Annotated in this window: 30 protein-coding genes; 6 read left to right on the top strand and 24 right to left on the bottom strand. The window is 41.8% G+C overall.

The window, feature by feature from the left end; translation table 11 throughout:
- The first annotated feature begins 83 nt into the window (after window positions 1-83).
- Window positions 84-1,037, top strand: coding sequence for an MBL fold metallo-hydrolase (locus LVD17_RS15400; RefSeq protein WP_233759901.1), 954 nt, complete (start codon window positions 84-86; stop codon window positions 1,035-1,037).
- Window positions 1,038-1,065: 28 nt separating this feature from the next.
- On the opposite strand, the gene LVD17_RS15395 is transcribed toward LVD17_RS15400, so the two are convergent.
- The 7 genes from LVD17_RS15395 to LVD17_RS15365 all read right to left on the bottom strand — a co-directional run bounded on the left by LVD17_RS15395 (window position 1,066) and on the right by LVD17_RS15365 (window position 5,401).
- Window positions 1,066-1,560: a DUF4231 domain-containing protein gene (locus LVD17_RS15395; protein ID WP_233759900.1), complete on the bottom strand. Its 495-nt coding sequence runs from the start codon at window positions 1,558-1,560 to the stop codon at window positions 1,066-1,068.
- 88 nt (window positions 1,561-1,648) lie between these two features.
- Window positions 1,649-2,554, bottom strand: a complete 906-nt coding sequence (locus tag LVD17_RS15390) for an NAD(P)/FAD-dependent oxidoreductase (protein WP_233759899.1) — start codon at window positions 2,552-2,554, stop codon at window positions 1,649-1,651.
- A 324-nt stretch (window positions 2,555-2,878) separates the two neighbouring features.
- The gene (locus LVD17_RS15385) at window positions 2,879-3,334 is read right to left on the bottom strand and encodes a hypothetical protein (protein WP_233759898.1); all 456 of its coding nucleotides are present in this window, start codon (window positions 3,332-3,334) and stop codon (window positions 2,879-2,881) included.
- A gap of 31 nt (window positions 3,335-3,365) precedes the next feature.
- Window positions 3,366-3,734, bottom strand: coding sequence for a hypothetical protein (locus LVD17_RS15380; protein WP_233759897.1), 369 nt, complete (start codon window positions 3,732-3,734; stop codon window positions 3,366-3,368).
- A gap of 16 nt (window positions 3,735-3,750) precedes the next feature.
- A complete protein-coding gene (locus LVD17_RS15375; protein WP_233759896.1) occupies window positions 3,751-4,482 on the bottom strand; it encodes a tRNA(His) guanylyltransferase Thg1 family protein in 732 nt (243 codons plus the stop codon).
- Window positions 4,472-4,918, bottom strand: a complete 447-nt coding sequence (locus LVD17_RS15370; protein WP_233759895.1) for a bifunctional polynucleotide phosphatase/kinase family protein — start codon at window positions 4,916-4,918, stop codon at window positions 4,472-4,474. The genes LVD17_RS15375 and LVD17_RS15370 overlap by 11 nt, the downstream gene beginning before the upstream one ends.
- Window positions 4,919-5,044: 126 nt before the next feature.
- Window positions 5,045-5,401 (bottom strand): winged helix-turn-helix transcriptional regulator, encoded by a 357-nt coding sequence (locus tag LVD17_RS15365; protein ID WP_233759894.1) that lies wholly within the window; start codon window positions 5,399-5,401, stop codon window positions 5,045-5,047.
- Between the two features lie 118 nt (window positions 5,402-5,519).
- On the opposite strand from LVD17_RS15365, the gene LVD17_RS15360 reads away from it, so the two are divergent.
- Window positions 5,520-6,119: a nitroreductase family protein gene (locus LVD17_RS15360; protein ID WP_233759893.1), complete on the top strand. Its 600-nt coding sequence runs from the start codon at window positions 5,520-5,522 to the stop codon at window positions 6,117-6,119.
- An 86-nt stretch (window positions 6,120-6,205) separates the two neighbouring features.
- Here the strand turns inward: LVD17_RS15360 and LVD17_RS15355 are convergent, their stop codons facing one another.
- From LVD17_RS15355 to LVD17_RS15330, 6 genes are all read right to left on the bottom strand, one after another.
- The gene (locus LVD17_RS15355; protein WP_233759892.1) at window positions 6,206-6,829 is read right to left on the bottom strand and encodes a GyrI-like domain-containing protein; all 624 of its coding nucleotides are present in this window, start codon (window positions 6,827-6,829) and stop codon (window positions 6,206-6,208) included.
- A 31-nt stretch (window positions 6,830-6,860) separates the two neighbouring features.
- Entirely contained in the window at window positions 6,861-7,232 is a 372-nt protein-coding gene (locus LVD17_RS15350) for a YdeI/OmpD-associated family protein (protein ID WP_233759891.1), read from the bottom strand.
- Window positions 7,233-7,605: 373 nt separating this feature from the next.
- Window positions 7,606-7,992, bottom strand: coding sequence for a DUF1801 domain-containing protein (locus LVD17_RS15345; RefSeq protein WP_233759890.1), 387 nt, complete (start codon window positions 7,990-7,992; stop codon window positions 7,606-7,608).
- Window positions 7,993-8,107: 115 nt separating this feature from the next.
- On the bottom strand, window positions 8,108-8,557 hold the full coding sequence (locus LVD17_RS15340) for a DUF1569 domain-containing protein (RefSeq protein WP_233759889.1): 450 nt from the start codon (window positions 8,555-8,557) through the stop codon (window positions 8,108-8,110).
- Window positions 8,541-8,975 (bottom strand): VOC family protein, encoded by a 435-nt coding sequence (locus LVD17_RS15335; protein WP_233759888.1) that lies wholly within the window; start codon window positions 8,973-8,975, stop codon window positions 8,541-8,543. Before LVD17_RS15335 ends, LVD17_RS15340 begins: the two co-directional genes overlap by 17 nt.
- Window positions 8,976-9,021: 46 nt before the next feature.
- Window positions 9,022-9,474, bottom strand: coding sequence for a helix-turn-helix domain-containing protein (locus LVD17_RS15330; RefSeq protein WP_233759887.1), 453 nt, complete (start codon window positions 9,472-9,474; stop codon window positions 9,022-9,024).
- Between the two features lie 302 nt (window positions 9,475-9,776).
- On the opposite strand from LVD17_RS15330, the gene LVD17_RS15325 reads away from it, so the two are divergent.
- Window positions 9,777-10,916, top strand: coding sequence for a hypothetical protein (locus tag LVD17_RS15325; protein ID WP_233759886.1), 1,140 nt, complete (start codon window positions 9,777-9,779; stop codon window positions 10,914-10,916).
- Window positions 10,917-10,991: 75 nt separating this feature from the next.
- Here the strand turns inward: LVD17_RS15325 and LVD17_RS15320 are convergent, their stop codons facing one another.
- The 11 genes from LVD17_RS15320 to LVD17_RS15270 form a co-directional block, all read right to left on the bottom strand.
- Window positions 10,992-11,414, bottom strand: a complete 423-nt coding sequence (locus tag LVD17_RS15320) for a hypothetical protein (protein WP_233759885.1) — start codon at window positions 11,412-11,414, stop codon at window positions 10,992-10,994.
- A gap of 26 nt (window positions 11,415-11,440) precedes the next feature.
- Entirely contained in the window at window positions 11,441-12,766 is a 1,326-nt protein-coding gene (locus LVD17_RS15315; RefSeq protein ID WP_233759884.1) for a hypothetical protein, read from the bottom strand.
- Between the two features lie 6 nt (window positions 12,767-12,772).
- Window positions 12,773-13,678, bottom strand: a complete 906-nt coding sequence (locus tag LVD17_RS15310; RefSeq protein ID WP_155174621.1) for an AAA family ATPase — start codon at window positions 13,676-13,678, stop codon at window positions 12,773-12,775.
- A gap of 148 nt (window positions 13,679-13,826) precedes the next feature.
- A complete protein-coding gene (locus LVD17_RS15305; RefSeq protein WP_233759883.1) occupies window positions 13,827-14,321 on the bottom strand; it encodes a hypothetical protein in 495 nt (164 codons plus the stop codon).
- 51 nt (window positions 14,322-14,372) lie between these two features.
- Entirely contained in the window at window positions 14,373-14,555 is a 183-nt protein-coding gene (locus LVD17_RS15300; protein ID WP_233759882.1) for a hypothetical protein, read from the bottom strand.
- 119 nt (window positions 14,556-14,674) lie between these two features.
- Window positions 14,675-15,808, bottom strand: coding sequence for an adenylate/guanylate cyclase domain-containing protein (locus LVD17_RS15295; protein ID WP_233759881.1), 1,134 nt, complete (start codon window positions 15,806-15,808; stop codon window positions 14,675-14,677).
- Between the two features lie 40 nt (window positions 15,809-15,848).
- Window positions 15,849-16,655 carry a helix-turn-helix domain-containing protein gene (locus LVD17_RS15290; protein ID WP_233759880.1) on the bottom strand — a complete coding sequence of 269 codons (807 nt, stop codon included), beginning with the start codon at window positions 16,653-16,655 and terminating at the stop codon, window positions 15,849-15,851.
- 224 nt (window positions 16,656-16,879) lie between these two features.
- Window positions 16,880-17,875, bottom strand: coding sequence for an SDR family NAD(P)-dependent oxidoreductase (locus LVD17_RS15285; RefSeq protein ID WP_233759879.1), 996 nt, complete (start codon window positions 17,873-17,875; stop codon window positions 16,880-16,882).
- Between the two features lie 118 nt (window positions 17,876-17,993).
- Window positions 17,994-18,494 (bottom strand): DUF3570 domain-containing protein, encoded by a 501-nt coding sequence (locus LVD17_RS15280; protein WP_233759878.1) that lies wholly within the window; start codon window positions 18,492-18,494, stop codon window positions 17,994-17,996.
- A 93-nt stretch (window positions 18,495-18,587) separates the two neighbouring features.
- Complete coding sequence (locus LVD17_RS15275; protein ID WP_233759877.1) at window positions 18,588-19,964, bottom strand: outer membrane beta-barrel protein; 1,377 nt, start codon at window positions 19,962-19,964, stop codon at window positions 18,588-18,590.
- Entirely contained in the window at window positions 19,957-20,517 is a 561-nt protein-coding gene (locus LVD17_RS15270; RefSeq protein ID WP_233759876.1) for an RNA polymerase sigma factor, read from the bottom strand. Before LVD17_RS15270 ends, LVD17_RS15275 begins: the two co-directional genes overlap by 8 nt.
- Before the next feature lie 108 nt (window positions 20,518-20,625).
- On the opposite strand from LVD17_RS15270, the gene LVD17_RS15265 reads away from it, so the two are divergent.
- The 3 genes from LVD17_RS15265 to LVD17_RS15255 are packed head-to-tail and all read left to right on the top strand — an operon-like array spanning window position 20,626 to window position 22,652.
- A complete protein-coding gene (locus LVD17_RS15265; protein WP_233759875.1) occupies window positions 20,626-21,288 on the top strand; it encodes an HD domain-containing protein in 663 nt (220 codons plus the stop codon).
- A complete protein-coding gene (locus tag LVD17_RS15260) occupies window positions 21,278-22,015 on the top strand; it encodes a glycosyltransferase family 2 protein (protein WP_233759874.1) in 738 nt (245 codons plus the stop codon). The genes LVD17_RS15265 and LVD17_RS15260 overlap by 11 nt, the downstream gene beginning before the upstream one ends.
- Window positions 22,008-22,652, top strand: a complete 645-nt coding sequence (locus tag LVD17_RS15255; protein ID WP_233759873.1) for a lipid-A-disaccharide synthase N-terminal domain-containing protein — start codon at window positions 22,008-22,010, stop codon at window positions 22,650-22,652. The genes LVD17_RS15260 and LVD17_RS15255 overlap by 8 nt, the downstream gene beginning before the upstream one ends.
- Window positions 22,653-22,721: the final 69 nt, after the last annotated feature.

The following is a 22,721-nucleotide window of genomic DNA, read 5'->3' as shown; positions in this document are numbered from 1 at the left end:
TCTTAAATTGTTGAAATTTGAAGTTTTTCAGCTAACAATCCGTTAAAAATGCTGTTTTACTATCAAATTAAATAGTAAGAGAGATGTCAGCAGAGCAGAACATTTTGAAGCATGATTCCCCCTACTCGGTAACCTCGGATGTGGCGGGTTTCAAAATATTGTTTGTCAATGTTTATATGATCGGGGAGCCGGTGTATGGCGGGGATTGGGTACTGATAGATGCAGGATTACCCGGATCTGCAGACCGGATACGGAAGGAGGCTGAAAAAGTATTCGGCTCCAATAACAAGCCAAGGGCCATAGTGCTTACCCACGGTCATTTCGATCATGTGGGAGCTTTACCTGAGCTGTTGAAGCATTGGAATGTACCTGTTTATGCCCACCCACTTGAGATGCCTTACCTCAAGGGCAAATCTCATTATCCTCCACCTGACCCCGCTGTGGGTGGTGGTGCCATGGCCTATATGTCGTGGGTATACCCTACAAAACCCGTGAACCTCGGTGATAAAGTTTTGCCTTTTCCTGCCAATGGCGTTGTTCCTGAGCTTCCCGAATGGAAAATAATCCATACGCCGGGACACTCTCCGGGGCATGTTTCCCTTTTCAGGGAGCGGGACTGTACGTTGCTTGCGGGAGATGCCTTCGTTACGGTCAACCAGAACTCCGTATTTTCAGTGATCAGCCAGAAAGAAGAGTTTCATGAACCTCCGGCCTACTTCACTATCGACTGGCAGGCTGCCAAGAAGTCTGTTCAGGAACTGGCCAGGCTGAACCCCAAGGCTATCGGCACCGGGCATGGTTTACCGGTAAGCGGAAAAAAGTGGCAAAACCGCTTTGCCAGATTTGCTGAAAATTTTGATAACTACATTCCTGAAGATGGCAGGTATGTAAAACAGCCTGCGCATACGGATGAATCCGGTATTGTGGATATGCCCGAGCCTACTTCTTATAAACGGGCCAGGCTGGTGGCGGGTATCGGACTGGGGGTTGTGGCTGGTGCAGCTTTTGCGTTTCTTAGCAGGAAGATAAAAAAATGATTAAATACGCTAAGCTTAAAATTAACCATTAAGAAGGTTTTTGCTGAGACTTTTTATTCATCTCAGCTGTAATTTTATCGATAGTATCACGTCTTTCTTTTAAGATGAGCGACTCTACCCTAAAAACCAAAACTTCCAACAAATTATCTCCGTTATTGTATGGCTCGTATTTAGCCTGAAAGAGATAATACTCATTAACCAATGCGTTTTCTGCATTTTTGTAATTTTTTGCTGTTTCCCTAAAAGAAAATAATGATTCAATAGACACTCCAAAAACTACAATGGTACTTAAAGTTGTCGCTATTAGTTTTTGGTTAGCAATGTCTATTAAAGTAAAATGGTAAAAAACGGGGGCTAGAATACCACTTAATAAAGTTACAATTGTAATGATGCGGAAATAAATAATATTTCGATGGGAAAGTCTATAGTAAAGTCTAATTTTCTCAATAACCCTATCATTTATGTAGTCTTTTAAAGTTAACTTCTCATAGTACTTTACGATTTCAGGTATACGGTGCCTCATTACAAGTTACTTTACTGACCACGAATTAATTAAAATTACAAATTATTATAAAATTTTCATAGAATTATTACTTTTAAACCAAAGTACATCAGAATTCCTCTGTTATCAGTATGTTATTCAATGAAGCTCCCGCAGTGGTACCACTGGCTACGGCATGAGAAACTGCACGCATACCAGAATTGTCTCCACAAGCAAATACGCCGTCAACACTGGTTTTCTGCATTGCATCTACCTCCAGCAACCCGCTATCGGTAAGTTTGCAGCCCAGCTTTTCTGGTATGTCGGTTTGCTGAATGAAATCGGGTCTTGAGTAAATGGCATTTACTGAGATAGCTGAACCATCCTTAAACACTACCTCCCGGACATAGCCTTCCGAGTGGTGAATATAGTCAACCGGAGTTTCTATAATTTCAATTCTGTTTTTTACGATCTGCGCCGTTTGTTCTTCAGTCAGGGTCGATTTGCCGTTTGTAAAAACTGAAAGCTTTTTAGTCCAGTTAAAAATTAACTGGGCATAATGAAATGCCACATCTCCGTTGGCCAGTATAGCAGTCTTTTCGTTCTTTACTTCATAACCATGGCAGTACGGACAGTGGATAACGGATATCCCCCAGCACTCGGCAAAACCTTTGATATCGGGCATGATATCTTTCAGTCCGCTGGCAAATATCAATTTTTTGGCAGTGAACTTGTTTCCGGATTTTGTTTCCAGCTCAAAGCCATTCTTTACTTTTTTACCTGTAGCGGCTAAACCTTCATGGAAAGAGACGGTATCATATTTTAACACCTGCATTTTGGCATCATGCGCTATTTCAGCCGGTTTTCTGCCATCTTGTGTTATGAAATTATGCGAATGGGGTGTTTGCCTGTTGCAGGGTGTCCCTCCATCTATCACCAGCACTTTCCTCGACGCTCTCCCTAATGCCATGGCAGCAGAAAGTCCGGCATAACTCCCTCCGATGATAATTACCTCATAGTGACTGTTTTGCTTCATTTCCCTTCTTTTGATTTGTTGTTTTGTTTTCCCGTGAAGATAGATGAAATTAATTCAAATGCAACAAAGTTGCGTTTGAATTAATTGAAAACGTGCTAGATACGATGGCAGAGTATTTCGCTCTTTCAGAGCTTGTACTAATATAAGATGATTTAACAAAAGGCTTCACTTTTTGCTGATAGCTTGGGCCCTTTCAGGGCGAAGTTGCCAGTTATACAGGTTGATCCTATAACAGACTGGAATGGATAGGTACTAAAACTAAGCAGGGGTTTCTTTCTACTTGCCCAATGGCAGTTTACATCTGAAACATGAGTCAAATAACTACTAATTCACTCTCTTCACTCTTTTTGCTAATAAAAATTCCAAAATGAGCAGAAAAATAAGAGCAATTATTGGAATTATCATGGCTGTAAGCATGGTCTCATAAATATGCTCAGATTGCTTAACTTCTTCAAAAAGGGCTGCTTCGGCCTCAACCATGTAAAACAAATAGATCGAACATATTAGAAAAACAACTAGCCCGATAACTGCACTATTTGCCACAAGTAAAACCCAAACACCTGCTTTGCTCTTGATATTCCTAAAGAGCAGTTTGATAAAATAAAGCCCAAACACTACTAATACCCAAAGCACTAACACAATAATTATTGGATATATTGTCAGATAGATATCATGTAATTGTATATCAACAGAGGTAAATAATTGAAAATGGAACAACCAGATTACGATTAACAGAGCAACTACGAAAGCTAAAGTTAAGTTGATGACATCCTCCTTCATTCTCTCTGAATTTAAAGCTCGAATGTCCAGTCTAATCCATTCTGCTTATATAAGACCATGAAATCACGATTACAATTCCAGGTATTATCACTGATTTGACACCCCATGATCCCATGGCCAATAACACAATTTGGCTCATCACTACCAAGCCAGTGTATCCCATGACTGCCCATTTTTTCATCTTCCACAGTCCAACCATACATACCAAACTCATAAGGGCACAAAATGCTAAATATGGCGGATACCAACCAAAAACCAGCCTCATATCACCTGAAAATAATGTGTATAGAATAGAAACAATACCAAACAGAATAAAAATGCAAATAACAGTAATTACTAAAGGCCTCTTTTTCAAAACAATGGGTTCCTCCGAGGAATCAAGAATTTTATTTTCATCCATAGAAATGCCAATTAATTTAATTCCCCTGATCTATTAATTCACCCATGAACTGATCATAACTATCTCCCATAGGCAGGTCGTAATTCACCTTTAACTCTCTCCTTTTAGCAGGAACTTCGACTTGCTGTACTGGATTCCACCCCTGTTTTTCATAGTTATCCCAATACACTCCTACACCTCGTTTTTGCCACTTAGGCAGGTCATTTTTAAAAGCCGTTGACTTCCCTGAAATTTCTTTGGTTGCATCCCTGGCCGACCAGCCTTCTTCACGCAACAACCAATAGCAATGTGCATTAAGGGCGTTCCTATGAGCGTCTTCATTTCTCCACCTGAAATAATCGACGACATCCTGCTTTCTGGGGAGCTGAGAAATCCTACAATCAAATACACCTATATCCCCCAGTAGCAATGAAAACTTTGCACTGGCTTCCCCAGCTAAAATGGAGTTGTATTTTCTCGTCTTTCGGGAATAGGTAGATTCATTTATATCAAAAAGCAGTGAAATTTCATCGCTTTCGGTATAGCCATAGATTACTTTGAAGCCACAGTTCATTAAATGCTTAACGGTTTCAACCATATAGTCACGAAATGATTCATCAAACGGCTTGACAAAATCATGCTTTTCCTTTGTAAGCCTTGTAAAACCATGTCCGTCAATTCTGGCCACCATATAAATATTAGGTAGCACGCAGAAATCATGCGCAGTTTCATAAATCCGTAGCTTCTTATCTAATTCATCAAATTTCATTTTTCCAGTCTTCTATTATGAATTGATTGTCATCCAATTTCACGTAATAAAGTTTATCAAAACCCTCCTGATATGATGGTATTTCCAACTTTCTATAGCAACCTTTTATTCCTATTTCCGGTACTTTCTCCTTTCCTTGCCTTTGGCTATTTCTATTTAAAGCTTCTTCAAGTGATGAGTTGAAGTAGTAACCTATCACCTCGTATTTGTTTTCTTTGGCTTTGTTAATATAAAGAGCCCTATCTGACATGGTTGGATTCGTATTGTCTACTACAAACCGGGATTGAGAAAGAAAACAGGTCTCCAGGAATATGTTTTCTTTATTTCTGGTGTTAAGCAAATCCATACTAATCCTGATATGGCTGTTAAAAAATTGTTTAAAATAAAATGAAGATTTACCAGTACCCTGAATACCTATAAAAATGATTGCCTGCATCAGTTTATTAAAAAAAGGAAAGTAAGAAAAACATTAATGATTATGAAGAAACCAGCTATATATAGATGACATATTTGACTGTCTCACTGTCAAAAGCCTATTCCATTTACCTTTCACATTAACCTTTTAACAACCAGCCACCTGCTCCACTCCTTGGCTCATGCCGGCAACCTTGTGGCCCCATTGAGATATGGCATCGAGGACAGGGATGAGGGTTTTGCCAAAGTCCGTGAGTTCATACTCTACTTTTAATGGTGGTTTGCTTGTATATACTTTTCTGGAGATCAGGCCATCGTCTTCAAGTTGTTTAAGTTGAAGGCTCAATGTCCTTTCTGTTATAGTAGGGATGTCTTTTCGGAGTTCGTTATACCTTTTAGACCTGGCTTTCAGGTGAATGAGTATGACGGATTTCCACTTACCTCCGATATACTTCATCGTAAGGCTTGTGCTACATGGGTAAATTTTATTTTCTACTTTATACATTGATAATCAGCACTTTGAATAAATATGTCAGTTACTATCTATTTTGACCGTTATTGCAAATATATGAAGCTATATTTAGGTTTGCTACTATCAAAAGTATAGTTTAAATAAAAACCTTATGAACTTTAAAAGCATAGCCGAAGCTCGTTATACCACTAAAAAATATGATCCTGCCAAAAAGATCCCCGAAAGTCAGATAACCGAGCTTAAGGAAATATTGAAGCTTAGCCCTTCGTCAATCAATAGCCAGCCCTGGAAATTTACTTTTGTATCAAGCGACGAGGTGAAAAATCAGTTGGCGGCGGTCTCTTATTTTAATGACGTTAAAGTAAAAGATGCCAGCCATGTGGTAGTGTTTAGTGTAATAAACAGTATTGAGCTATTTGAGCAGCAAATCAAAAAGAACCTGCCTGAGGGGCCGGTAGCGTATTATAACCAGTTTATAAAGCCCAAGTCTGAGGATGAAATAAAGGCCTGGATGTCGCACCAGGTATACTTATCGCTGGGGTTCTTTTTAAGTGCCTGTGCTGCTATGGGTATTGACTCTACTCCAATGGAGGGCATTAAAAACGATGAGTATGGTACCATTTTAGGACTGGAAAACTATAGGCCACTGTTTGCGGTAGCCATTGGTTACAGGGACACTGAGGATGCCAACCAGCCCACGCTAAAGCCCAAGTCACGACTAGCCCTGGAAGAGGTGGTTGCGCAGGTCTAAAGGTTGCGTTTGATGAAGCAATGGGCCGGGTGTAAATCAATATTTGCCTTTAAGTCGTAGCCTATGGCCCATTGTTCATCTACCCTTTATGCAACGGGTTCCCTCAAGATGGTTTTCAGCTTTTCCGGAGCCGTCCTTCGAAAATCTGATAAATAGATCTCATGATGAAGACCATTTTTCTTAAAAGCATTTTCCTCAATCAAACCCTGCATTTTTTGAAGCGATTCGGGTTCGTTGGCAAAGGGTCCTACATGGAGCATTTGTATACACTGTCCTTCCTTCATTTTGTAAAATTCAACCTCATCTAAAAACTTTAGTGGCTTTTTTTCATGGGTTGCTGCAATGCACTCACGCACTTGTTCCTCTGTAACATACTCTGGCATTCGGATCAATAAACGATACTCCCACTCACTTCTGGGCACTTTCTGAGATGATTCAGTAATGGTAAGCCCCTTATACTTTTCCTCATCAAACCACCACAAACCCTCAAGTTTTGCTACTACAAAGTCTTTCCCTTCATCTTTATAAGTAAACTTTACGGCATATGCGGTGGAATACAGCGCCTGTATCTTTTCAGCAAAAAGGCTTCCGGACGGATCGCCCTTTCCGGCAATGGACAGGTAATAGGCTTCCTCTACATGAATAAGCTCAGGTTTGGTTTTGGCTGAATAGTAAGGTTTGTACTTTTTGGTCAGGTCTAATTTTTCCATAGTAATTATTTAAATGTTCGTTTCTAATATTTCAACTCTCCCATCTTCCGGCTTGCTTTGCCATGTCGATAAGCATTTGTCCCTGAGCGGTCATGCGGCCTTCTTTGATCATTCTTTTGGCTCTTTCTATATTAGGTGCGCTCCAGTTACTTCTTTTGCCCTTCCGAGGTGAGAAGGTCAGATAATAGCTTTCCTTGTCTCTCTTTTTACACAAACTGTCTATCCAGCCAAAGCATAAAGCCTCCTCTGTGGCCTCTATCCGGTCTACACTGGTCATTTCACTCTTTTTGTGAAAGAGTATAAGCCACACTGATTTCTCAATTTGACCATTCTGCTCCAGCCAGACTCTCCACTCTTCTCTATCCCTGGCATAGACCGCCAACTTTCCATCTTTGATTTCCATAGGGTGTTTTAATTGTTATTAGTCAAAGATAGACTGGGGTTGTGACAGCCCTATGTCAGTAGTTTTTTGGTGAGCGGTAAATTTATTTTTTTCCAAGCGGAAGTTTATTATTTTGAAGTACTCATAAACCAAATCAGAAGGTATTTCATAAGTATGTGCGGGACACCCTCCGGCCTGCGATCACCTCCCTCCAAGGGAGGAGTTAGTGCGCAATTCATCAATTACTTATTACTATATCACCGATCACTGAATACTTTTATAACTTCCAAGCAGATGTCTCTCGTAGAGGACTCTGCGTATTTCCAGGCGGAAGTTTATTATTTTGAAGTACTTATAAATCTCAATACTCTCATCTCAATACTCCCAACACTGATCACTTCAACCTTTCCAACACCCCTTTCCGTTTGACTATATTCTTGTAGTCCCACTGAATGTCCCTGGCTTTGTTAAGCCATCGGGCCAGGTCAGCTTTGTTGATCTGTTCGGGAGAGGTGTAGCGAGCTTCGGCGGCTTTGAACTTGCCTTCATTTTGGAGGTTGTCTTCTTCAAATGATTGTCCGCTCCAAAACAGCAGGCGGATGCAGTTTTTCAATTTGCTGTAGCCGACTACCGGGTTTCCTTCCAAAAACCAAACGGGATGGGCGTGCCATATCTTGCTTTCTGCTTCGGGCAGGCTGCGGTTGATCTCTGCTTCCAAAATATTACAGATCTCCTGGTCCTCGCCTTTCTGCACATTGTTGTATGATTGAATATCGCTCATGGGATAGCTATTTTTAATATTTTAGTTTATTACAGAACAACCGGCAAACGCCTTCTCCATTGAAAATATAAAATTGCACACTTAAAAACATAGAAATGCCTGCTTATCTCAACTTTCAACAGCCAAACTGCCTGAGGTGGTGGTCTGAATGTTTGTAGGCAAAAATGCCAATCTGCTCGATTGACATTTTACCGAAAAACCCATGCACAAACGTAGGGTTGGAGTAGTGATCATAGGATGCAATCCGCTCCATCCATACGCTCTTTTGCCGCTCAACATCTTTGGGTGCTTCTTTGATGACAAACCGGCCGGCAGGCATATTCTTTTTGAGCGGCGTATCATCTTTCACTGTACTTTTCAGCGCCATTTTTCCGAAGATCTTACCTAAAAAGCTTTGCTTGTTCTCTATATTGTTCATACCCAAAATCCACTCTTCCCATAGAATGCAGTGTTTCAACATCTGATGGATATTCATTTTTCCCCACAGGGCAGTACTGTTTTCATTGAGCGAATTGATTCTCCCGATCAATTCGTCCCTTACCGCCTGATCAAACACTGTCTTCACTGTTTCCTTCTTCTTTCGGTTGCAAAGAAAAGTAGTTGCCAGAGTCGTCTTTAAATAATGCCTCAGTGGCATAAAACTCTTTGGTAGGAGGCTTGATAAACTCCACACCTTTGGCTTTCAGCTCTTCGTAGGTAGCATAGATGTCGTTGCACTGGAGTACTCCGCAGCCGAACGTCCCTTTTTTGATCAGGTCTATCATGGTGTCTGCCGTCTCCTGGGGAAACATTTTGCCTACGGTAATCGGGAAGAGCACAATCTGGAGGTCAGGCTGCTCGGGTGGTGAAACCGTGAGCCAGCGGGTTCCCGGTCCCATGGGTATATCATCAATCAGCTTAAAGCCGAGCTTGTTTACATAAAAGTCGCAGGCGCTATCCTGGTCTATCACATAAATATTGGCAATGTTCATTTTTGTAATCATGGCTTTTCTCTTTTAGTTGTTTATTGGTACAAATCTCAAAAAGAAATCACCACCGGGCTTCTTCAAAATTGCTATTTTCAAACCAGCCATTTTGATAGGCATAGCAGCCCGGCACAAACGCCTGCGGTGCCTTGCTGATCTTCGACTTCTTTTGCTGGTGCTTCGCCAGATAAACCGACGGTGAGATGCCCACCAGCTTTTTAAACAGCCCGCTAAACGAGGTCAGGCTATCAAAACCTACCAGAAAGCAGGTATCAGTTACGGGTTTGCCTGCTTGCAACAGTTGCTGCGCTTTATTTATTCTGCAAGACCTTAAGTACTGATGCGGTGTTTTGCCATATATAGATTTGAACAGCCTGATGAAATGATATTTAGAGAAATAAGCTTCGTCTGAAATGTTATCGAGATCAATTTTCTCATCGTAATGGTTATCGATGAAAAGCTTTGCCTGAACTATTCTCCGATACAAATAAACTTTGGGATAGTGCGTTGTTGCCATATTCTGGTGTTTTTTGAGCTTATACACAACATTACCCAAGTATGGCTAAAATGGCGCGGTGCAATGCCGACAATCTAAAGGGCGATTGCGGCAAACAGGGTCATTGACCGAAGTTAAACCATTGATTTTAAATCAATCCTCAAATAAAAAATCATTAAATCTGCCATCAAAAATTGCCGTTCAAATAAATTGATATAAGTGGCAGTAACTTCTTTTTCTTCACCCACGTTCATTTGCTCTGTTCTCCAACAACAACAATCCATATCAAAAACTCTAAATAACCGGAGAACACAAACCCCATTATGAAAACAATATTTAAAAAGTATGCCGGGCTAATGGTATTGGCCGGCATGCTATCTTGTAGCGACGATGATACCCTGGTGGATACTCCTCAGGCCTCTGTTAAAGTGACCCTTTCCGAAGACATTACCATTGATGAAGGTTCTGGTTCTGTTGATATTGTATTGCTTCTGGACAAGGCTGCCACCAGGCAGGGTAAAATTTACCTGTCGGTTCCGGCCAATATGGATAAGTATTTGCAAACCGAAACTTTGGATGGAAAAGTAGTAGTTCCCCTGGTAAAGGGACAGGCAACATCACAGATCCGTTTCACTGTAGTTGATGATGAAGTTCACTCAGGCAACTTATCACATATTTTTCAAATTATACAAGCTTCGGAAGGCTTTCTGATTGGCGATAGAAGTCAGATCCGAATAAGCATTAATGATAATGACCCTGCTAATCCTACTGACCCTACTGAGTTACAAGGTTTACCAAAATCATACGAAACCTATGCCGGAAGCTGGAGATCCAAGAAGATATATGAATATAGTGCAGCAGGACTGATAAGCAAAGTATACTGGGAAACAGAAACTCCGGCTTTACGCACAGGCACAGAAGTCTATTACTATAACACCAACAACCAAATTGTAAGAGTGAATAGCAGCATGGGCTATGACACTTATTTCTACTATGAGAATGGAAAGGTCACCAAGTCAGAGAAAATAAAAAATGAGATAATAGAAGCATACAGTTTGTACGATTACGACCCTGTCGGCCATCTAGGGGGCATGGTAACTTATCATTTACAGGAAAGTGGTGATTACCAGGAAGGCCTGCTTCATTTGTACTTGTTTTATGACAATAATAACATCTACAAACATGAGGTCTACACCAAAGACGCTAAATCAGAGGAATATATATTACTTTCCACCAAGACATATGACAGCTACATTACAGCGCATGACAATCCCTTCCCTATGATAGAGGTTATTCCTGGCGTAAAAATGCAGCCTAACCTGCCAACTATCTACAGGCATGAAGAAGGCGGGGCCGACCTTTCTTATTCCATGAGCTATAAGTTTCATCCTGATGGATATGTAATTGAAAGGACAGTAACTTCTTCAAGTGGAGGAGAGGTTACTTACTATGAATGGTATTGATGCCAATTAATTACAAAAGGTGCTGCAAAAGTTACAGATCAGACTATTTTGCAGCACCTTTTGTTATTTTTGAATTCATATTTTTGCTGCTTTATCCCCTGCTCCTTTCAGCACTAAACGGATACCCGCCAGCATTCCAAACCCAAATGATACTAATGACAGTCCGTAAAAGCTCAATGCATGAAACTGTATAGCTGTGCCTAATAATACGCTGGCACCAATTACCACAAAGAAGAAAGAGCAAAAATGAATAAACGATAACGGTTTGCTAATGGTCAACGGGTTGTCGTTCCAGGTTGGTTTGATGATTTCCCTCCTTAAGATTTTACTGCTTACCTTGGCGGTCAAGAACACGGAAGCAAGACCAAATATGAACAGCATAAAAACCATAGCCGGATTTTGCTGTCCAGGTACACCTACAGGGCTGAGGAGATTAGGCAGAAATAACGCAGCAAGAATAACAGCTTTTATCTTACCCGTTCTGTTCCAGTTTTTCATGGTAAATTAATTTATTCCAATTCAAATCACCCTTCAGTACTTTTTGCATTCATGGCCCTAACGGCACGCTCTATTCCTGCAGGTGTGAGCGGAAACATGGGCACCAGTTGCTTCATAACCTGAATGGTATAGGTATGAGGCCAGTACTTTAAGGGTTCAGGGTTTAGCCAGACACTTTTTTTAAACTTATGCACAATGGCCTGTATGTTCTGTATACTTACCGAGTTTAGCTCATAGGGAGCCATGGCCGAATCACCGATGAAGAATACCCTGTAAGCTTTGTTGTGCATCAAAAGCCTTTCTACAGGTATCGATTTGGATCGGCGCTCGTCTATATAAACCCTGTCGTAAATAGTATTGTGGAAGTAGTAAACTTCAAGGTCATGAGCAAAGCGTGTTCTCATTTTCCTGAAAAGGTTTTGAACACTTCTTACATAGGGGGCCATCGAATAGCCACCATTATCAATCAGTACTATAACTTTTAACTCCTCGTTTTTCTCGCTGGAAAGCTCAGGGATAAACAATCCTCCCCTTTTTAAGCCTGACTTGATGGTTTGAGGTACGTCGAGTTTCTCGATGGCGCTTTCTTCGATCACTCCTTTGATGGAGGCAAGGGCAGCATCCACATTGTCATCATTGAGCAATGTATCTCTGTCGATTGGAAAGTAATTTTTGTCTCCCATTACCTTTCTGGCCATTCTTCCTCCTCCCTGTCCGCCGACACGGATACCGTTTTTGGCCGCTCCACCATGTCCGTAAGGCGAAATGCCTCCGGTGCCTATCCAATGGCTGCCTCCCTGGTGCCGGGTTCTTTGCTGCTCCCGTACTTTCTCCATGCGTTGGAGCAGCTCTTCAAGTGACAGGTCAGAGTAATCAGCCATTTTATCCAGCACCCGTTCTGCGGGTTCGCTGTCATCATCCAAAGGGTCGCTGTCCGCCTGGTCAGGATTATCCTTGTCCCAGATTTCCTTGCCCGATATCACTTCCTTGATATCATAGCTCGTAAGATGTACCTGGTCTAAAAAGGTATTGACCAACTCCTCGTCGGTAAAGTCACGGTCAGCCTCATCTAAAAATTGCTTTCTCCAAGCCGCAAATGTCTCGGAGCGAAGAATGGCATCTTCCAGGGTTTGCCCCGGCTTGATGGGTATGTAAAGGAAATACTCGTAATAGGCCTTGGTAAACGGGCCGATATCTGACGGTTCTTTGACTATAATTCCCTTCAGGACATTATAAATGTCTCCCAATGTTTTGATCAACCCCTTTTGCATGGCCTTTCTCAACAAAAGCAACGTCCGCACATCGGCTTTTAAGCCATGGGATCGAAATTTTTCAGGCAGGGAACTTAGCATATCTAATTAATTTAAACCTCCAAATGTAGCATTGTTGGCTCCAAGCATGCGGCTTACTCTTTCCATATCGGTTTGTGTTTTGATCAATGCTCCGATGCCTTCGAGTCCTTCAATTTTCTTTACGGCTTCTTTAGGCGCAATGTCGCCCATGTATTTCAGCCAGTTGAGTATTTCACGTGTAGTAGGTGCCCGCTCCAGGCCCAGCCTTCGCAAATGATAAAACACATCCAGTGCCACACGCACTACTTTTTCGTCCATACCCGGATGGTGTTTTTCAATGATCTTTGCCATTACCTCTTTATCCGGGAAGTCAATGTAATGGTAAATGCACCTTCCCTTAAAGGCGGTAGGCAGCTCCTGCTCCCGGTTGGAGGTGATCACGATGGCGGGCATATCTTTTTCTGATGTTTCAATGATCTCGCCCGACTCCGGCATAATGAACTTGCGGTGGCTTAAAGCATAAAGGAGGTCATTGGGAAATTCTCTGGGTGCTTTATCAATCTCATCGATCAGCAACACGGAGTTGGGCTTGCTGTAGGCTACTGCTGCCGGCCCTTTTACCACATAGTCGGCAAGTGTTTCCGGGTTGCGCTCACCGGTAGTAAGCTTGCTTGCCAGTCCCTTTTCCTCGCGCTGAGCATTGAGGATCTCAATTTGTGAATCTCTCAAATATTTAACGTGGTCAAAACGAGCTACAAATTGCTCGATGTTACTTTTTGACCCTACGGGGTATACCTCGAGGTCAAGCCCACGGTCTTTTGCGTAGTGTATCGGGAGGTCTGTTTTACCGGTTCCGGGTTCGCCTTCTATCAATAGCGGCATGCCCAATACCCGGGCCATATGAAAGGCCTGAGCCAGTGCCGGGTCACATAAATATTTATCTGATCCTGTCCAATGAGATGTTTCTGCCATAGTTAAGTTAAACTGCTTGTTGAGTTTTTAGTTCATTTTCAATAGGCAAATATCCGATTGTTTGCGGGAAGTGCAAAGATCGGGGGTTGAGAGGTTATTGGTGGCTGGTTTGTGGTGACGGGTATTTGCGACTTAATACTCCATTCCATCAAAATGAAATAGCTTTCAATTTTGAGATCAGCCAGATAATAAAAAGTGAGTGCAGGGCGCTACAGCCTATTATGACCACAACCTCCTTATAACCCCACGACCTGGTAGCTAATAAAACGAATAGCAGGAACATGATGATGGTGACCCCGGCGGGAAAACCATATAGCATAGGAATACTGCCACTGGATTTCAGGATGTAGTATAGCGGAAGTATTAAAACAAAATAAATCGGAATACCTGCCACGGCAAACATGCCCCACATTTCAAACATCTCTTTAAAGTCCATCGGTTTATGCTGAAAAAAGACCTCAAACAGGTGTGTAAAAAAGAAAATGGCTAAGGGGACTACTAATATTGCCACAACAAAGGCGGCAACAACCTGCCATTCGCAAAAGTAAAGGGCTATCAGCACCGGAATCAAAATGACTATAGGGCCAAGGATATTCATGGAAGAATTTTGCGGTTTGGTTTTAAGAGGGATAAAATCAGACATTTATGGCCTTTTGAGATTTGCTACAGGCCTTCTCCATCCTCTAAAGGCATATCAGACTTTGTTGGCTGTATTAAACTTACCTCTGATAAATGACAGAACCATTAGCCCTATCCCCGCTCCCATTAAAGCTCCATGGATGGGATCAGGTAAAACTGCATAATGATTGACAATTTGCGCCATAGCAATAACAAAAATTCCAACGGGTAATAATGCTCTGGTTTTTCTCTTCTGCATATCTGTATCTTTTATTCATCCTTCTCCCTTAAAGGTATGAAACATCTGCTGATTTGCATTCCGAAGCATGGTGAATGGTTTTTTATATTCGGGGGAGGGCTAACTACTGTGCGAAATCCTTATTTTCCATCTTCGACAGAAGTAAGGCAAAAGACACCTATGGGTTCTTTCTTTCCTCTGAGTAAAATGTCACCAATTTTAGATGATTTTATGTCATCGTTTAATGCTGCTTTATTCAACAAATACTCAGAAATAAGCAGACTCTGATTGTACTGATTACAGACACTTTGAATTCTCGCGGCTGTATTTAGGGTATCGCCATGATAAGCAATATCTTTTTTGACCTCACCAATTTCAACGGCAGAAACCTGCCCTGCATGTAATCCTGCCTTAAACTCCGGAATAACCCCATAATTTGTCATATAATGTTCTGACCTATGCAGAAACTGTTTTCGACAAGCAAAGAAAAACCTTATGCAAAAGTTGTTAAGCAATCCTTCTCTTTCCGGCCACATAAGTACGATTTCATCTCCAACGTATTGATATATCTGCGCGCGAAACGGAAATAACAATTCGTTGATATCATCAAAACAATCCCTTATAAATGAACTATACCTTAGGTGCCCCAGTAACTCGGCTGTTGCGGTAGAAGATTTCAGATCCATGAACATAAATATTCGATCTTCTTCTCGGGGATGCCGATATTTACCAAATAGCAGAGGAATCAAAACTCCGGGACCGTATTTTTTATTCACCAGATTGATATAATTGATAAGCAGGGCCATAAAAAAATAGTATACCAGAAGCAGGTAAAATACATATCTCCAGACTTCATCGCTTAAGACTGTCATCGGGAGGACGGAGGTGTGGGCTAAGAGCTTTTCTGATATGCCCCGCAGGAGAACTAAGAGTATCATAAGAAGAGTAAGTGATGCCGCTGCCTTGAAAAGGATCACTTTCCCTATACTGAGTTTTTTAAATACTCTTTTTTCAAGGAAGTAGCCGAATAAACCGTAACTCGTGCCATACAAAACTCCGAATATAACTGCAATCCATACTATTACCTCAAAACCTACAATGACATCTGAATTCGAAACCAGATTGTGAACTTTTGAATGAATATGAATGATCGTTGCCAACAAAAGGTTAGCAATGATCCAGAAATTCACCTGTATACCCAGGTAGGTAAGCAAAGGATATCTTGCGGTATAGCGATGCGCAAATGTGGTATATTCGAATTTTTCTTTGCTCATTACATTTTAATATGGATTAATCCCTTGTAATGTTAGTTCATTAGGTTTTCAAACTTGAAGGTGGATAGCCAAAATATTTTTTAAAGGCGAATGAGAAGTGAGACAAATTTTCAAAACCGATCTCATAACAGATGTCTGTCGGTTTTCCCATTTTTTCAGAAAGCCTATAGTGTGCCAACTCCAAACGCTTTTGAGTGAGCCATTTTTGTGGAGTGAGGTTAAAGGCTTTTTTAAAATCCCGCTTAAAAGTTGTCAAACTTCTTCCGGTAAGATAGCCAAATCGTTCTATCGGCATGTTGAACATATAGTTTTTTTCCATAAAACTGACCAAATCCACTTTATATGGGTCGTCAAAGTTTGCCAATACTCCATCAATATCAGTATCAATAATTCGTAGTATGTTTATTGCTTCGGTAATTTTTAGAGCAGCGAGGGAATCTGGAAAATTTTCCTGCATATCAAAATATGGGATTAATGATGCAAGGCAACTCTCCAGCAAAGGATGACCATGATAACTTCTAATACCGGGAACGGGTACAATCTCTGATCTCACCTGGATATTTTTATAAAATTCTCTCAGAATATCCAGGGTTAGAAGCATTACGACGGTCTTATGAGGCAACCTATCTTTAGGATAATTGATAATGGTAGCCGGCTTATTTCTGGGAATAAGAAAAATATCACCTTTTTTAAAACTGTGTGTAGCTTCAGCCTGCACTATTTTAGTTTCACCCGAAATAAACCAAACCAGCATATGATGATCAAAAACTATTTCTGATTTGAAAAATTTATCCTCATAGCAAGACAGCTTTATCTCAGGTGTCAGGTACTTTGATATGTGATCCATTTGCAACTAAATAATAAATTAAATTATGCATTTTATCAGATACTTCAATGGCGCTTCCGTGGTTCATTCCCATTGATGACCAGACAAAACCTGCTGATTATGAAGCAAAAGAGAGGGGTAAAGTTCCCTCTCTCCACATGCAGAGCCCTTTAGGCTTTCCGGATCATGATGTTTATCTCTATAACACTGCCTGATTTTAATTACGCTTAGCCCTCTGGTAAGTTTTAGGAGATTTGAAATTTCACCCCTGTCAACGCTTCACTTAATGTCCATAGTTTTTTTGCACTGGCTTCGTCTAATGAGTACGGCTTTACCCCTTCTGCCACAGTAGCGTCTGGTGCTAATTCTGCAATTTCCACATCCTCGCAGTATACACCACCAATATCCTTAAGCATCAGGCTGGTTGCACACCAGACTGTGGTAGCCGCACCTTGTGGAATAGTTTTGAGTGATGCCAGCACTTCAGGAAGTATATTTCCCTCCGCATCACAGAACCCCATCTGCTGAAATAATTCAAGAGGAGCTTCTCTGGCCAACTCCGTACCGCCTATTGATCCGGGGTGTACGGAATATGCTCTTACGCCATGGGTCCTGGCCCTGACATCTAATTCAAGGGAAAACAAATTGACGGCTGTTTTTGACTGGCCATAACCTTGTAGAGTTTCATATGCCCGGGTCAGAAAATTTGGATCTTCAAAATTAAAAGGTGCGAATTGGTGGCCTTGGGAGGACACATTAACAACACGTGCCCCATTGGCATCTCTAAGGGCGCTCCACAATCTGGCAACAAGCTGAAATTGAGCCAGGTAGTTGGTTGCCAACTGCGATTCGATACCTCTATTATCTCTTCGCAGGGGCACCCACATAATACCTGCATTATTGATCAGTATATGAAGTGGCCTTCCTGACTGCAAGAATTTTTCCGCAAATGCATCAATCGATTCAGCATCCATCAAATCCATTGCATGAAGCTCAATGTTGGGGATTCCCTCCAGATTTCTCCTGGCTTTCCCGATGTTTCTGGCAGGTACTATTACAGTCGCTCCGGCAGCAGCAAGCCTTTGGGTTGTTTCCAGACCAATGCCTGTATTACCCCCTGTTACGATTGCTACTTTCCCGGAGAGATTGACACCCTGCATTACATCTAAGGCCGTGTTTTTGGCATTAAAACCAGACCCTATCGGCATCTGCAATGCCCCTTGATAATTGTTTTGTCTCATTTTATTATACTTTATCTGTATGAGACAAAAGTAAAGGGTGTTTATATGGTCTACTTTGTTCTAAAGACCAATCATACTTTGTTTAGCAGCTCACTACTAAACGTTGCCCTTAGCCAAACTATCTATCCACCACAAACTTCAAACCTCCGCTGATGAGGCCTGAGGTGAGGCCTGTATTTCTTTCATAGTAGAGGTATTTCAGGTCAATGCTTTTTAAGCCAAACTTGCCCAGGTGGAATGAGGTGAAAATATCGGTATAGCTTACCCCAAAACCGTAGGCATTGGCATTGAACTCTGACAGGTCATAATCTGAAGTGTAAAATTCTTCTGTTGACAAATGCTGCTCATAGCCTGCGAAGTAGTCTGCCGCTGTCTGGTTATAGTAGCGGCATGACGGGTAAAGTGTGAATTTATCCGTAACCTTCACGGGCAGTTCGATGCTCGCCGTGTTGGAGGTAATACCCCAATCATCGGTGTAGTAACGATAGTACGTGCGCATCACCAGCATTTGATTGATGTAGTAGTTTAACCGACCGCCTACGGCTACTTTAAACCTGGTGTCGGGTAGCCGCTCTATATCATCGGCCAATTGGAACCCTTGTATGAAAGAATCTTCCACATTGGTCCAGGTGTCTCCGGATGAAGCGCCTGAAGAAGCCTGAAAGGCATTGGTATCACTGGAATCGTCAAAAGCCTCGGATGTATTAAATCCTTAGTTGACCCTGAATTTCAATGCAGTTCTCACCCCTACCAGAGCCAGTTCACTTTTCTCCATGCCCAGCTTGCCTATGCCTCTGCTGTAGAAACCAGAGAGTTGTAATATAGAGTGGTTTTTCAGTTTCTTCTCAATACCCAAACTAAAGTCCATTGTACCTGTGTAGATCTTGCCATCATCAAAATGTTTGGAGGCTTCAATATCAACTGAAAAATCATTTTCCTGGGAAGAGTAATTATATTCATATTCATACTCAAACTGCTGAAGCAGATGCATTTGTGGTGACGCACCTATCGATGCAAAAATATAGCGATCACGCGCCACGGGGTAATAGTATTTTAATTGTAAAGGAACGGATATGGCATGTGTACGCTGCTCTATTTGTTGCAATCTTCCTATATCTTCATTCTGGCCGGGATAAGTAGCCAGCTCATCTCCCAATTGGTCAGGGTTATTTACTGTATAGCCCGTATAGGAATATTTGGCCCCAGTCTCCACTCTGAGCGATGGCGACAATATGAACTCTGCCTTGATGCCTGCTGCTAACCCGGGGTGACCTGAGCCACGATCAGTGGATAGCTTCAAAAGGTCTACTTCAGGGCCATACTGAAAGCCTATACCTTTCATACGTTGCTTTTCGATATCCCGGAGTACTTTGACAGAAAGCTGTTGTTTTTTATGCTTATCCAGTGTTTTATGTTCCGGCTCCGTAATTTCTACAGAGGCAAGCTCAATGTCAGAACCGTTAAATACCGCGGGTGCATCATAACCTTTGCGGGTTACAAACTGCGCGTATTCCTGGTTGTGATATTGCAGGTAAACATGTTCATCTTCACCAATGTAAGCGAGGTTATATTGGGCCAGAAAATCTTTGACCTCTGTTGATATTTCATCAACTTTTCCTAATCGCACATCCTCTCTTTGTGTATAATACTGCCCTCCCTCCGTTGGTTTATGATATGCGGTACTCAAGGCTCTCAGTCCTCCATATGATGTCTGCCCATGGCCTGCGCTGCCAACAAACTCTTTATAAACATAGACGGTATCTGTCTTAAATTCGGTCACTGTTTCAGCCCTGGTCAACCGGAGTGTTTCGTAGTCGCGCTTCAGCTTTTCATAGTTACCCATATCTTCTTTCATTTCCTCAATGCTTGCCATTAACTCATGGTCGCGTTGACCATGAAAATAGGCAAACAGCCCGAAATTCAACAGGCTGATCAGCACTATTGCAGCAGCATAACCCGCAGCTTTTTTGTAGGGAGCATACCAGGGTTGGTAAGATACCCCTGCCATCCGTGCATGCTCATCATATTGCTCGTCTCGGAAGTTTTCTACCTTCTCCCTTATTTTTTTGTCAAACTTATTGTCATCCATGTTTCTGACCTTTAATACCTCTCATTTTGCTGATTGCCAACTGTAGTTTTGTACGTGCCACTGATAAATTGGATTTGGAAGTACCCACGCTGATGTTAAGCTTTTTTGCTATCTCTTCATGTTTGTAGCCTTCTATTACATAAAGGTTAAAAACCATTCTGTAAGAGGGTGGCAAGTCCTGAATGAGCCCGATAATCTCCTTTTCGGATATATCATCCAGCACATCCTCATCCGTATGCTCGAGATTTGCGTAAGAGATGTCCACACCGTGATAATGTTTTTCATTTCTTCTGTAATAATCGATAGAAGCATTGATCACTATCCTCCTGAGCCACCCTCTGAAGGATAGCCCGGGTGTGTACTTATCGAGGTTGGTGAATACTTTAAAGAATGCATCATTCACGATCTCGATAGCCTCTTCCCGATCTCTGGAATACCTCAGCGCTATACTCATAGCATAGCTGTAAAACTCCATATAGAGCTTATCCTGTGCAGATTTTCTTCCTTTTCTGCAGCAATCTATTAATTCGTAAAAGCTCCTGTTTTCTTCCACTTATTTAGTCGGTATGGTCTACACGCAAGGTATGTTATAAAGGTTGGTTGAAACAGAACGTACATCACCAGAAATTTATGATTGTTGTCACATTGAATTTTTTACACCATGTACCAACCCCTTTCAGATTTTTTGCGTGATGACAAAAAGGTTAAAAAAGTGCTAAAGTCTGATATACTAACAAAAGTAGAAGCTTATGTTCGTGCGCTCTTCAAAGAGCAGCAAAGCAATAAACTCATATTTCATAACCTTGGCCATACCGAGATGGTGGTTAAAGCCTGCGATGAGATAAGCCAGGGTATGCAGCTCGGTAAAAATGATCGTGAAGCTTTAATGATTGCTGCCTGGTTTCATGATACCGGCTATTTGTACACTTATTCCGGACATGAAGAGAAGAGTAAAAACATCGCCAGGGTATTTTTGTCCGAAAACAATTATCCACAATCAAAGATCAACAGGGTATTGAACTGCATCAGCGTTACCCAATTGGATGCAGAACCTCATAACCTGATAGAAAAGGTTATTTGCGATGCAGACCTTTATCACCTCTCGTGCAGAAATTATTTTCAGCTATCCAAGAAACTAAGAAAGGAATGGGAACTCATTTTCGAAACAAAGGTAAGTGATGACCAGTGGCACAGGCAAAACCTGAACTTTCTACACCAGCACAACTACTGCACTGCTTACGCCAGGACTCACCTGGAAAAAGGCAAACAAGTGAATATTAAAAAGAACATCAAGGCACTGGAGGGCCTGCGCCATGGTGCCTGAATACCAGCTTACCATAGTGGTACCGGTGTATAATGAGGTAGAAAGTCTGCCTCGTTTCAAAGAAGAAATGGATAAATATCTGACTCAAACCCCGGTGGCTTCTAAAGTGCTTTTTGTCAATGACGGGTCTGATGATGGAAGCCTGGAGCTGATTAAAGATATTTGCCACGGGAAAGGTGCTGAACATTACTACTATGTATCCCTTGAAAAAAATTGTGGACTCAGTGCTGCCATTAAAACAGGTATCGACCTCTGCGATACACAATACCTGGGGTACATTGATGCTGATCTACAGACTTCTCCCAGCGATTTCCTTAAATACCTTGAACATATCAACGGCTGTACCCTTATTAACGGCATCCGCTCTAAAAGAAAAGATACTGTAGTAAAAAGGTTATCTTCCAAAATAGCCAACGGGTTCAGGCGCCTGATGATCAATGACGGTATAGCCGATACCTGCTGTCCGCTGAAACTGATGCAAGCAGATGCTGCCAAAAAGCTTCCTTTCTTTAAGGGTATGCACCGCTTCATCCCTGCCCTTATACAACTTCAGGGTGGTGAAGTAAAGCAGCTTGAGGTGCAGCACTTCGAAAGATCTGCAGGTACAGCGAAGTACCATTTGCTCAACAGGCTTGCAGGCCCCTTCATCGACACCCTGGTATTTGTATGGATGAGGAAAAAGAATATTCAATATAAAATCTCAGAAGTGGAATTGGTGCATGAGTAATACCTGGATATTCACCATCGGATTTATTGCTCAGGGGTTGTTTTCGGCCCGGCTGATCGTCCAGTGGATCAGGTCTGAAAAAGCCGGAAAAGTACTTTCGCCTACATTATTCTGGCAATTGAGCCTGATCGCATCTTTTATGTTGATCATCTATGGTGTGCTAAGAAATGATATTGTCATCATCGGTGGGCAATTGATCTCCTATTTTATTTATATCCGCAACCTGCGCTTTAAAAATGCGTGGAGGCACCTTCCTGTTTGGTTCAGGGTAAGTACACTGGCCAGTCCGGCTATAGCATTGTGTTACTTGTTGCTCAACAAACAGTTCCATTTCCACGCACTGCTCAGCAACCCTGAAATCTCTTTTCCATTAATGGTCTGGGGTTCTGCCGGGCAAATCATATTTACCTTTAGGTTTGTTTATCAATGGCTGCATTCGGAAAAAATGAAGAAATCGGTGCTACCCCCAGGCTTTTGGATCATCAGCCTCATCGGCTCGCTCATGATCATAACCTATGCCATATTCCGGCTCGACCCGGTACTTATTGCAGGTCAGCTTTTTGGAGTTATTATTTATTCCAGAAACCTGTATATTCATTATAGATCAGCACCCAGGAAAACTCAGGCTTATTCATGATTCCCGGCAAACCGTATCATAAATCTCTTTTATTAGGGATTTGTATCATTTTATTTTTCACACACCTGG

This window comes from Fulvivirga ulvae (genome assembly GCF_021389975.1).
GTDB lineage: Bacteria > Bacteroidota > Bacteroidia > Cytophagales > Cyclobacteriaceae > Fulvivirga > Fulvivirga ulvae.
This window is presented reverse-complemented; position numbering and strand designations above follow the sequence as displayed.

What these genes read in the sequence shown, in the direction of transcription:
- LVD17_RS15305 (WP_233759883.1), bottom strand. Translation starts at nt 14,321, where the DNA reads ATGTCTGATTTTATCCCTCTTAAAACCAAACCGCAAAATTCTTCCATG.
- LVD17_RS15285 (WP_233759879.1), bottom strand. Translation starts at nt 17,875, where the DNA reads ATGAGACAAAACAATTATCAAGGGGCATTGCAGATGCCGATAGGGTCT.
- LVD17_RS15355 (WP_233759892.1), bottom strand. Translation starts at nt 6,829, where the DNA reads ATGGAAAAATTAGACCTGACCAAAAAGTACAAACCTTACTATTCAGCC.
- LVD17_RS15300 (WP_233759882.1), bottom strand. Translation starts at nt 14,555, where the DNA reads ATGCAGAAGAGAAAAACCAGAGCATTATTACCCGTTGGAATTTTTGTT.
- LVD17_RS15330 (WP_233759887.1), bottom strand. Translation starts at nt 9,474, where the DNA reads ATGGCAACAACGCACTATCCCAAAGTTTATTTGTATCGGAGAATAGTT.
- LVD17_RS15255 (WP_233759873.1), top strand. Translation starts at nt 22,008, where the DNA reads ATGAGTAATACCTGGATATTCACCATCGGATTTATTGCTCAGGGGTTG.
- LVD17_RS15365 (WP_233759894.1), bottom strand. Translation starts at nt 5,401, where the DNA reads ATGTATAAAGTAGAAAATAAAATTTACCCATGTAGCACAAGCCTTACG.
- LVD17_RS15275 (WP_233759877.1), bottom strand. Translation starts at nt 19,964, where the DNA reads ATGGATGACAATAAGTTTGACAAAAAAATAAGGGAGAAGGTAGAAAAC.
- LVD17_RS15310 (WP_155174621.1), bottom strand. Translation starts at nt 13,678, where the DNA reads ATGGCAGAAACATCTCATTGGACAGGATCAGATAAATATTTATGTGAC.
- LVD17_RS15360 (WP_233759893.1), top strand. Translation starts at nt 5,520, where the DNA reads ATGAACTTTAAAAGCATAGCCGAAGCTCGTTATACCACTAAAAAATAT.
- LVD17_RS15265 (WP_233759875.1), top strand. Translation starts at nt 20,626, where the DNA reads ATGTACCAACCCCTTTCAGATTTTTTGCGTGATGACAAAAAGGTTAAA.
- LVD17_RS15395 (WP_233759900.1), bottom strand. Translation starts at nt 1,560, where the DNA reads ATGAGGCACCGTATACCTGAAATCGTAAAGTACTATGAGAAGTTAACT.
- LVD17_RS15260 (WP_233759874.1), top strand. Translation starts at nt 21,278, where the DNA reads ATGGTGCCTGAATACCAGCTTACCATAGTGGTACCGGTGTATAATGAG.
- LVD17_RS15345 (WP_233759890.1), bottom strand. Translation starts at nt 7,992, where the DNA reads ATGAGCGATATTCAATCATACAACAATGTGCAGAAAGGCGAGGACCAG.
- LVD17_RS15320 (WP_233759885.1), bottom strand. Translation starts at nt 11,414, where the DNA reads ATGAAAAACTGGAACAGAACGGGTAAGATAAAAGCTGTTATTCTTGCT.
- LVD17_RS15315 (WP_233759884.1), bottom strand. Translation starts at nt 12,766, where the DNA reads ATGCTAAGTTCCCTGCCTGAAAAATTTCGATCCCATGGCTTAAAAGCC.
- LVD17_RS15380 (WP_233759897.1), bottom strand. Translation starts at nt 3,734, where the DNA reads ATGGATGAAAATAAAATTCTTGATTCCTCGGAGGAACCCATTGTTTTG.
- LVD17_RS15295 (WP_233759881.1), bottom strand. Translation starts at nt 15,808, where the DNA reads ATGAGCAAAGAAAAATTCGAATATACCACATTTGCGCATCGCTATACC.
- LVD17_RS15370 (WP_233759895.1), bottom strand. Translation starts at nt 4,918, where the DNA reads ATGCAGGCAATCATTTTTATAGGTATTCAGGGTACTGGTAAATCTTCA.
- LVD17_RS15385 (WP_233759898.1), bottom strand. Translation starts at nt 3,334, where the DNA reads ATGAAGGAGGATGTCATCAACTTAACTTTAGCTTTCGTAGTTGCTCTG.
- LVD17_RS15400 (WP_233759901.1), top strand. Translation starts at nt 84, where the DNA reads ATGTCAGCAGAGCAGAACATTTTGAAGCATGATTCCCCCTACTCGGTA.
- LVD17_RS15335 (WP_233759888.1), bottom strand. Translation starts at nt 8,975, where the DNA reads ATGATTACAAAAATGAACATTGCCAATATTTATGTGATAGACCAGGAT.
- LVD17_RS15325 (WP_233759886.1), top strand. Translation starts at nt 9,777, where the DNA reads ATGAAAACAATATTTAAAAAGTATGCCGGGCTAATGGTATTGGCCGGC.
- LVD17_RS15350 (WP_233759891.1), bottom strand. Translation starts at nt 7,232, where the DNA reads ATGGAAATCAAAGATGGAAAGTTGGCGGTCTATGCCAGGGATAGAGAA.
- LVD17_RS15390 (WP_233759899.1), bottom strand. Translation starts at nt 2,554, where the DNA reads ATGAAGCAAAACAGTCACTATGAGGTAATTATCATCGGAGGGAGTTAT.
- LVD17_RS15290 (WP_233759880.1), bottom strand. Translation starts at nt 16,655, where the DNA reads ATGGATCACATATCAAAGTACCTGACACCTGAGATAAAGCTGTCTTGC.
- LVD17_RS15375 (WP_233759896.1), bottom strand. Translation starts at nt 4,482, where the DNA reads ATGAAATTTGATGAATTAGATAAGAAGCTACGGATTTATGAAACTGCG.